The organism is Pseudomarimonas arenosa (assembly GCF_014841215.1).
In the GTDB taxonomy this organism is placed as follows: Bacteria; Pseudomonadota; Gammaproteobacteria; order Xanthomonadales; family Xanthomonadaceae; genus Pseudomarimonas; species Pseudomarimonas arenosa.
Genome location: NZ_JACYTR010000064.1, coordinates 19,812 through 28,515, shown reverse-complemented (window position 1 = coordinate 28,515; position 8,704 = coordinate 19,812). Strand labels below are relative to the sequence as shown.

The following is an 8,704-nucleotide window of genomic DNA, read 5'->3' as shown; positions in this document are numbered from 1 at the left end:
CCAGCCCACCCATCGTTCCAGAACAGGTCTTTATCAATCGACCGCTCGATCAATCAGCGTCAACGGGGAACAAAGCTCACTAAAATCACGATTCAAGCTGTCTCAAACCATTGACACATTCCGATGCACGATTTTGCGCTGGCGCTGGAGCAGGGCAACATGGAGTCGTTCTACCCAACCCTATCGGCGCTGTGGCGCAGCCAGACCAGTGTCGAGGAACTGAATCATGCGTTCTCCATTTTCTTCGAGAAAGAGATTCAATTGCTCATGATCGATGCGATGCAGCCGAAGTTTGATGCCGAGGCCAGCATTGATGAGAACGGCGTGCTCACCATTGAGGGTCGCTACGATACCTCGCCCAGCGTGGTTCACTTCAGCCATCGCTACATCCTGGAAGGCACCGACTGGCGCCTGATTGGCATCAATGTGCAACTAAAATAGAGAACCCCTGTCAGCCGTCAGCCATGCTGCGGTCCGGCGGCAATCAGGGCCAGACATTCCTGCGCCACGCTGGCAGCGGCCAACGCCGTGATCTCGGCGTGGTCGTAGGCCGGCGCAACCTCGACCACATCGGCGCCAATGACCTTGAGTCCCGCCAATCCGCGGATCAGCTGCAGCGCTTGATGCGTGCTGAAGCCGCCAACCACAGGCGTACCGGTGCCGGGTGCGAAGGCCGGGTCGAGAAAGTCGACGTCGAAGCTTACATAGCACATAGATTCACCGACGCGCCGGCGGATGCGCTGAATCGCCATCTCCGCACCAATGTCATGCAGCTCGATGGCATTGATCAGCTCAAAACCATGAGTTTCGGCGTTGTGCGTGCGCATGCCCAGTTGGATTGAACGTGCCGGGTCGACATAGCCGAGTCGGGCAGCATGGAAGAACATGGTGCCGTGATCGATTCGGCTGTCTTCGTCGTCCCAGGTATCACTGTGGGCGTCGAAGTGGATCAGTGAGAGGGGGCCGTGCTTTTCGCTCAGCGCGCGCAGCACAGGAAAGCTGACAAAGTGATCGCCGCCGAGGGTGAGCGGCACGACTCCGGCATCGACCAGCGGACGATACTGAGCGTATAGCCGCTCAGGAATCTGATCTGGACGGCCGGGGTCGAAGTCAAGATCGCCGTAGTCGATCACGGCCAGCTGTTCCAGCGGGTCGCCCGGCCAGGCGTACGGCTGGCACCAGGCCAGCGAAGCCGAGGCCGCGCGGATGGCGCGCGGGCCAAGGCGGGCGCCTGCGCGGTTGGTGGTGGCAAGATCAAACGGCGCGCCGATCACCGCCACATCCACACCCTGCAGTGACTTGCTGTAGCGTCGGCGAAGATAACTGGTAATGCCGGAGTAGGTCGGCTCGCTGTGTGTGCCGTGCAGCGATTCGCGGGTCAGGGCCTGATCGACCGGGTGTTGGCGCGGGGGATACTGTGAAGACATCGGAACCTCCGGTTCGGTTGATCCGTCGTCGTTTCCGCCTCGGGCGAGGCGGCCGGGACGTCGGGAACCGGAGGTGGGTTCAGCGCAATGCCGGTGAATCTAGGTGCTCAGTTTTCGGTGGGCCACAGGCCCACCCTATGAAAGCGAGCTGGAGTAGGGTGGGCCTGTGGCCCACCACTACAGCGCTTTGATTAACCCAGCGCCTTCGCCGCCGGCACATAGGTGTAACCCAGGTCGCGGGCCACCGCTTCATAGGTGATCTGCCCGGCATGCACGTTCAATCCGTTCAACAGGTGGGTGTCGTCGAGCAGCGCCCGCTTGGCGCCCTTGTTGGCCAGTTGCACGGCGAACGGCAGGGTGGCATTGGTCAGGGCAAAGGTCGAGGTGCGGGCCACACCGCCCGGCATATTGGCGACGCAGTAGTGGATGATGCCGTCGACCTCGTAGGTCGGGTTCTGGTGAGTGGTGGCCTTGGAGGTTTCAAAGCAGCCTCCCTGATCGATGGCAACGTCGACCAGCACCGAGCCCGGCTTCATCAGGGCGAGCTGGGCGCGGGTGACCAGCTTCGGTGCCGCGGCGCCCGGAATCAGCACCGCACCGATCACCAGGTCTGCATAACGCAGGGTTTCCTCGATGGCATCGGCGGTGGAATACAGAGTGGTGATGCGGTCGCCGTACAGCTCATCGAGATACTTCAGTCGATCCAGCGAGCGATCGAGAATGGTCACCCGGGCATTCATGCCCATCGCCATGCGCGCGGCATTGATACCGACTACGCCGCCGCCGATCACCATCACGTTGGCTGGCTTCACGCCCGGCACGCCACCGAGCAGCACACCGCTGCCGCCTTGAGCGCGCTCCAGCGCGTGAGCGCCGGCCTGGATCGACATGCGACCGGCCACTTCCGACATCGGCGCCAGCAGTGGCAGGCCGCCCTTGCGGTCGGTCACGGTTTCGTAGGCAATCGCGGTGCAGCCCGACTTCACCAGGCCGGCGGTTTGTTCCGGATCCGGCGCCAGGTGAAGGTAGGTGTAAAGAATCTGCCCTTCGCGCAGCATCTGGCATTCGACCGCCTGCGGCTCCTTGACCTTGATGATCATCTCGGCCTTGGCAAAGATCTCTTCGGCCGTATCGACGATCCTGGCGCCAGCCTTTTCGTACAGGTCATTGGTCAAACCGATCGACTTGCCGCCATCGTTCTGCACGATGACCTGATGACCGTGCTGCACCAGTTCGCGGGCGCCGGCCGGCGTCAGGCCGATGCGGTACTCGTGATTCTTGATTTCCTTGGGTACGCCGATAAGCATTTCGCTGCCCTCCCGGGGCGTTCAATGATTTTGATTGTGTCGGGCGGGCCCTGGCCCGCCGCTAGGATCTTGATCCACTCAACCCGTCACCGCCGGGCGGTGCAGGAACACGACGGCGGGCCAGGGCCTACCTTGTGGCGCGTATGGTATCGGCGAGCGCGGCAAAAATCTGGTCGATTTGCGACGGTTCGATGATCAGCGGCGGTGACAGGGCGATGATGTCCCCGGTCACGCGAACCAGAATGCCGGCTTCGCGGAACATGCGCTCAAACACTTCAAACGCTCGTTGGCCTGACTGCCCCGGTCGTGGTTCGAGTTGGATCGCCGCAATCAGTCCGTAGTTGCGGATGTCGATCACATGCGGCAAGCCGTGCAGCGCATGGGCTGCGCGTTGCCAATCGGGGCTGAGCCGATCGGCGACAGCAAACAGTCGCTCCTCCTGATACACATCCAGCGCTGCCAGCCCAGCCGCGGCGGCCAGCGGATGACCGGAGTAGGTGTAGCCATGAAACAACTCGATCATGCCCTCCGGGCCGTGCATAAAGGCATCCTGAATGGCCTCATTGATCAGCACAGCGCCCATGGGCACGCAGCCATTGGTCAGGCCTTTGGCGCTGGTGATCATGTCCGGCACCACGCCAAACTGCTGGGCGGCGAAGGCCGATCCGATCCGCCCAAATCCGGTGATCACTTCGTCGAAGATCAGCAGGATTCCGTGGCGACTGCATATCTCGCGGATCCGCTGCAGATAGCCCACAGGTGGCAGGATCACGCCGGCGGAACCTGAGATGGGCTCGATGATCACCGCTGCAATGGTGCTGGGGTCGTGCAGCTGACAGAGTGCTTCCAACGCATCGGCGAGTTCGGCGCCATGGGCGGGCAGGCCTTGACTGAATGCGTTGCGGTCGAGGTCCAGGGTGTGTGGAAGATGGTCGACGCCCGGCAACAGGGGCCCAAAGTGCTTGCGGTTGTGCACGATGCCGCCGACCGAAATGCCGCCGAAGCCAACGCCGTGATAGCCCTTTTCGCGACCGATCAGGCGGCTGCGTTGACCTTCGCCGCACGCACGGTGGTAGGCCAGCGCGATCTTCAGTGCGGTATCGACCGACTCCGAGCCCGAGTTGGTAAAGAACACCCGATTCAGCCCGGATGGAGCCAGCTCGGCCAGACGTTCGGCCAGCTCAAACGCCAGCGGATGGCCCATCTGAAAGCTGGGCGCGTAGTCGAGCTTGGCCGCCTGCTTCTGGATCGCTTCGACGATCTTCGGACGCGCATGGCCGGCGTTGCAGCACCACAGCCCAGCGACTGCATCGAGAACCTGACGGCCGTCGACGTCGTAGTAATACATCCCCTCAGCGCGCTCCAACAGGCGTGGCGACTGCCGGAAGCGCCGATTGGCGGTGAATGGCATCCAGTACGCCGGGCCGGTCAGATCGGCATTTGGCGCTTGTGCGTTGCTCATGGGGCGGTCCTCCCGAACACGCGATGACGCTAGCAGTGTTGAATAAACTTTACAATTGGTGCGAAGTCGTCAAATTTATTGCGTCGAGGCGGAGGGCCTGTTACACAGGAAAGACTGGTGGTACAGGGAACTGCGGCATGGATATCGGCGCACGATTGCAAAAGGTCAGGCTGGCCCGCGGGCTGAGCCAGCGGGAGCTGGCCAAACGCGCCAATGTCACCAACAGCACCATTTCGCTCATTGAGCAGAACAAGGTCAGTCCGTCGATCAGCTCATTGAAGAAGGTGCTGGATGGCATCCCCATTTCCTTGGCCGAGTTCTTTACCTTCGAGGAGGTGCAGGCAAACGAGGATGGGCCGTTCTATCGCGCTACCGAACTGCCCGACGTCGGCAACAACGAGGTCCACTATTTCCTGGTCGGCAAGCGCCAGCCGCAGCGACAGATGTGCATGCTGCGCGAACTCATGCCGCCGGGCTCGGACACCGGTGAGTCGATGTACAGCCATGCAGGAGAAGAGGCGGGGGTGATCATTCGCGGCGAAGTCGAAGTGACGGTCGGCGAGCACTGCCGTGTGCTGCGTGCCGGTGACGCATACTATTTCGAGAGCCGTACCCCGCACCGTTTTCGCAATGTCGGTGAGGGCGAGGCGGAGTTGATCAGCGCGAACACGCCGCCGACATTTTGAATGTCTCGCTGCTGTAGGCTGGTGAGCGCAGCGATGCGAGTGACGGATGCACTTTCTGAGGAGCCGCAGATGAGCAAGTCGTTTGAGCAGTGGCAGGCCGCCGCCGCGACCCTGGCCTTTCCGCATCAGGCCCTGATTGACGGCAAACAGGTGGCGGCGGCCTCGGGCAAGACCTTCGACTGCATCAGCCCGATCGATGGGCGCGTGCTGGCGAAGGTGGCCGAGTGCGGCGAAGAAGATATCCATCGAGCGGTGCAGTCAGCGCGGCGCAGCTTTGACAAAGGTGACTGGTCGGCCAGCAAGCCCTCTGCGCGCAAGAAGGTACTGCTCAAACTGGCTGCGCTGCTGGAACAGCATGCTGAGGAGCTTGCATTGCTGGAAAGTCTGGATATGGGCAAGCCGGTTGGCGATGCGCTGAAGGTCGATGTGTCGGCCAGCGTGCGTTGTTTCAACTGGACCGCTGAGGCCATCGACAAAATCTACGACGAAATTGCGCCCACCGGACCTGACGAGTTGGGTCTGATCACCCGCGAACCGCTGGGCGTGATCGGCGCCATCGTGCCGTGGAATTTTCCGTTGCTGATGGCCTCCTGGAAGCTGGCACCAGCGCTGGCCATGGGTAACTCAGTGGTGCTGAAGCCCTCGGAAAAATCGCCGCTGACCGCGCTGCGCCTTGCCGAGCTGGCCCTGCAAGCAGGGCTGCCGCCCGGGGTGCTGAATGTGGTGCCCGGATTTGGCAAGGAGGCCGGCGAGCCGCTGGCCCTGCACATGGATGTCGACGGGCTGGTATTCACCGGGTCGACGGCGGTCGGCAAGTACCTGCTGCAGTGTGCCGGTCGCTCCAACATGAAGCGTACCTACCTCGAATGCGGCGGCAAGAGTCCGAACATTGTGTTTGCCGATGCGCCCAGCCTGGAGATCGCTGCCCGCGGTGCCGCAAGTGGCATCTTCTACAATCAGGGCGAGGTGTGTACCGCGGCCTCACGGCTGTATGTCGATCGCAGAATCAAGGACGAGTTCGTCGCCAAGGTGGTCGAGTTTGGCCGCGAGATGCAGCCAGCGCATCCATTCACCCCGCGTGCGCCGATGGGCGCCTTGGTTGATGAGGGGCAGACTCAGCGCGTTCTGAGCTATATCGAACAGGGCAAGGCATCTGGCGCACGTCTCGCCCTGGGCGGCGCACGTGTGAGCCCGGTCGAAGGTGGTTGTTATGTGGAGCCGACCATTTTCGATGAGGTGAAACAGGATGCGGTGATTGCCCAGGAGGAGATCTTTGGCCCGGTGTTGTCGGTGATCGGCTTCGACGATGAGGTGGAAGCGCTGCGACTCGCCAATGACACTCCGTTTGGATTGGCGGCTGGCGTTTGGACCCGCGACATCAATCGCGCCCACCGCATGGCCCGCAGCCTGCGCGCCGGCAGTGTCTGGGTCAACTACTGGGACGGCGGCGATATGACCGCGCCTTTCGGTGGCTACAAGCAAAGCGGTAACGGCCGCGACAAGTCACTGCATGCGTTCGACAAGTACACCGAGTTGAAGGCGACCTGGATCAATCTGCGCGGTTGACTGTTTAGCCCGGCCATCCGGGTTAGCCGGTTCAATCAAGCAGTCCATCGGCGGACTGCTCGCGCGCAGTGACGTAGGCGCGGTGAAGCGCCCGCGCGTATGGGCCGCGCCCACCGGTCTGAAAGGCGGGAAAAGCTACCCCACATCCACCACTGATCGTGGTCGGTCGATATGCCTGGGGTCAATCAGGTAATCGAAAGCCTCGCGAACAGCATGTTGTGAGCCTGACAGCACCAGGACGTCGCCGACCAGCAGTCGCGTTTCGCCGTCGGGCTCGGTGATGAACTCATCGTTGCGCCTGAGGCCGAGGACGGTGGCGCCGGTGCGGGCACGCAGATCGAGTTCTCCCAGGCTGAGGCCCATGGCGGGCGAGTCCTGATCCACCGAGTACGGGCGCAAGTCGCCCAAGCCGGGCAGCAATTCGCGCACTTGCTCGAGGGCCAGGGCGGTGCTGCCAGCGCCAGCGCCGGGAGCGCGTTTTCCCAGGGCATCAAGAATGGCCATCGAGCCGGCCTGAACATGACCCTGCAGATTGGTGGCGCTGCGCCAGAGCGCGATGCCCAGAATCAGCACCAACAAGATCAGCACGGCCAGCCCGCCGATCGGTGGCAGAAAAGGTGAGGTGATCAGCAGACACAGCAGACCGACGAAGACCACGATGCCGATCTCCAGCGCCAGGGTCATGGCCCGTCGCGGCGCGGCAGCGAAATCGACGCCCTCGGTGGTGTGTGGAAGCGCCAGTTGCGCCATCCGTCGACCCAGCGCGCGCGCCAGACGCACCGAGGTCAACATCAACGGCGCGACCAACAGCGCCGCAGCCACCCAGATCACTATGCGTGCCACTTCGCTGAGGGCCGGAAAGCGCGTGCTCAGCCACTCGGCCAGGCGTTCACTTCCGAGTGAGGTGCCGATCACCAGGGCGCAGAGCAGGGCGGCATCGATCAGCAGCAATCCAGCGATTCGCCGCAGCTGTGCGCCATGACCAAGGGCACCGCGTTGCCGCGCGCGGGTCAAGTCATCGATCCAACCGCCATACAGCGACACGAAGGTCTGTAAAGGCTTGGGCAGGTTGTGATCCACCGCGCTGGCCAGCGGTCCGGACAGCTTCACCATCCAGGGCGTGGTCAGCACGGTGATGGCCGAAACGGTGACCGCCACCGGGTACAGCGCCGGATCGACGGCGCCGAGGCTGAGCCCCAGTGCGGCGATGATGAAGCTGAACTCACCAATCTGGCTCATGATCATGCCGGCACGCACCGAGCGACGCACACCGATGCCGCCGACAAATGCGCCGAAAGCCACTGCCAATGGTTTGACGAACACCACCGCCAGGGTGAATAGCAGCACCAGTGACCAATGTTCGATCAGCATGCGTGGATCGATCGACATGCCGACCGCGACAAAGAACACCGCCGAGAACAAATCCTTCAACGGCCTAACCAGGTGTTCCACCCGTCGCTCTTCGCCCGACTCGGCGACCAGCGAACCGGCCAGAAAGGCGCCCAGTGCTACCGAATAGCCGAAGTACTGCGCCGCCAGCACGGCGGCAAAACAGATGCCGACGCTTGACAGCAAGGTGACTTCCGGGCGGTTGAGCTTCACCACCGCAGCGATCATGCGCGGCACCGCGAACATGCCTGCCAGCAGCAGCACGGCGAGAAACGTGCTGAGCTGCAAGGCCGTGCTGCCGAGACTGTCGAGTGTCACTTCGCCTTGCTGCACCACCATGGTGAGTACCGCAAGCAGGATCACGGCCAGAAGATCCTCGACGATCAGGATGCTCAGCACCAGATCGCGCAGCGGCTTCTCGATATTCTGCTCCTCGAACACTTTGGCAATGATGGTGGTCGAGGCAATCGCCACCACAGCGCCAAAAAACAGCGACTGCAGCCCGCCAAATCCAAAGCCGCGGGCGATCGAGAGGCCGGCAAACATCATCACGCCCACTTCGAGGAAGGCAATGATGAAGGCGCGTGGGCCCACCTTCAGCAGATGACGCAGGCTGAATTCCAGGCCGAGAAAGAACATCAGCAGAATAACGCCGAGTTCCGACAGCGAGGTGATGGTGGATTGATCGGTGACCAGGGCCAGCCCCATGGTCGGGCCGACAATCACCCCGGCCAACAGATAGCCCAGCACCGGCGGCTGGCGCAGCCGAATCGACAGATAGGTCGTGGCCGATGCCACACAGATGACTATGGCCAAGCTTTGGAAGAACCCGTGACCTTGGTCCATGCTCGCGCCCCAGAAGATGCG

At 62.3% G+C, this 8,704-nt stretch carries 7 protein-coding genes; 3 read left to right on the top strand and 4 right to left on the bottom strand.

Annotated features, from left to right (window positions below; translation table 11 throughout):
- Positions 1-123: 123 nt before the first annotated feature.
- On the top strand, positions 124-441 hold the full coding sequence (locus IFO71_RS18725; RefSeq protein ID WP_192031205.1) for a hypothetical protein: 318 nt from the start codon (positions 124-126) through the stop codon (positions 439-441).
- A 17-nt stretch (positions 442-458) separates the two neighbouring features.
- Here the strand turns inward: IFO71_RS18725 and speB are convergent, their stop codons facing one another.
- The 3 genes from speB to aptA form a co-directional block, all read right to left on the bottom strand.
- A complete protein-coding gene (gene speB / locus IFO71_RS18720; RefSeq protein ID WP_192031204.1) occupies positions 459-1,427 on the bottom strand; it encodes an agmatinase in 969 nt (322 codons plus the stop codon).
- 191 nt (positions 1,428-1,618) lie between these two features.
- A complete protein-coding gene (gene ald / locus IFO71_RS18715) occupies positions 1,619-2,734 on the bottom strand; it encodes an alanine dehydrogenase (RefSeq protein WP_192031203.1) in 1,116 nt (371 codons plus the stop codon).
- A 127-nt stretch (positions 2,735-2,861) separates the two neighbouring features.
- Entirely contained in the window at positions 2,862-4,196 is a 1,335-nt protein-coding gene (aptA, locus tag IFO71_RS18710) for an omega-aminotransferase AptA (RefSeq protein ID WP_192031202.1), read from the bottom strand.
- Between the two features lie 137 nt (positions 4,197-4,333).
- Between aptA and IFO71_RS18705 the strand changes: the two genes are divergently transcribed.
- Both IFO71_RS18705 and IFO71_RS18700 read left to right on the top strand, forming a co-directional pair.
- Positions 4,334-4,882 carry a cupin domain-containing protein gene (locus IFO71_RS18705; RefSeq protein ID WP_192031201.1) on the top strand — a complete coding sequence of 183 codons (549 nt, stop codon included), beginning with the start codon at positions 4,334-4,336 and terminating at the stop codon, positions 4,880-4,882.
- A gap of 69 nt (positions 4,883-4,951) precedes the next feature.
- On the top strand, positions 4,952-6,448 hold the full coding sequence (locus IFO71_RS18700) for an aldehyde dehydrogenase (protein ID WP_192031200.1): 1,497 nt from the start codon (positions 4,952-4,954) through the stop codon (positions 6,446-6,448).
- A 135-nt stretch (positions 6,449-6,583) separates the two neighbouring features.
- Here IFO71_RS18700 and IFO71_RS18695 read toward each other — a convergent pair whose 3' ends face one another.
- The gene (locus IFO71_RS18695; protein ID WP_192031199.1) at positions 6,584-8,683 is read right to left on the bottom strand and encodes a monovalent cation:proton antiporter family protein; all 2,100 of its coding nucleotides are present in this window, start codon (positions 8,681-8,683) and stop codon (positions 6,584-6,586) included.
- Between the last annotated feature and the right edge of the window lie 21 nt (positions 8,684-8,704).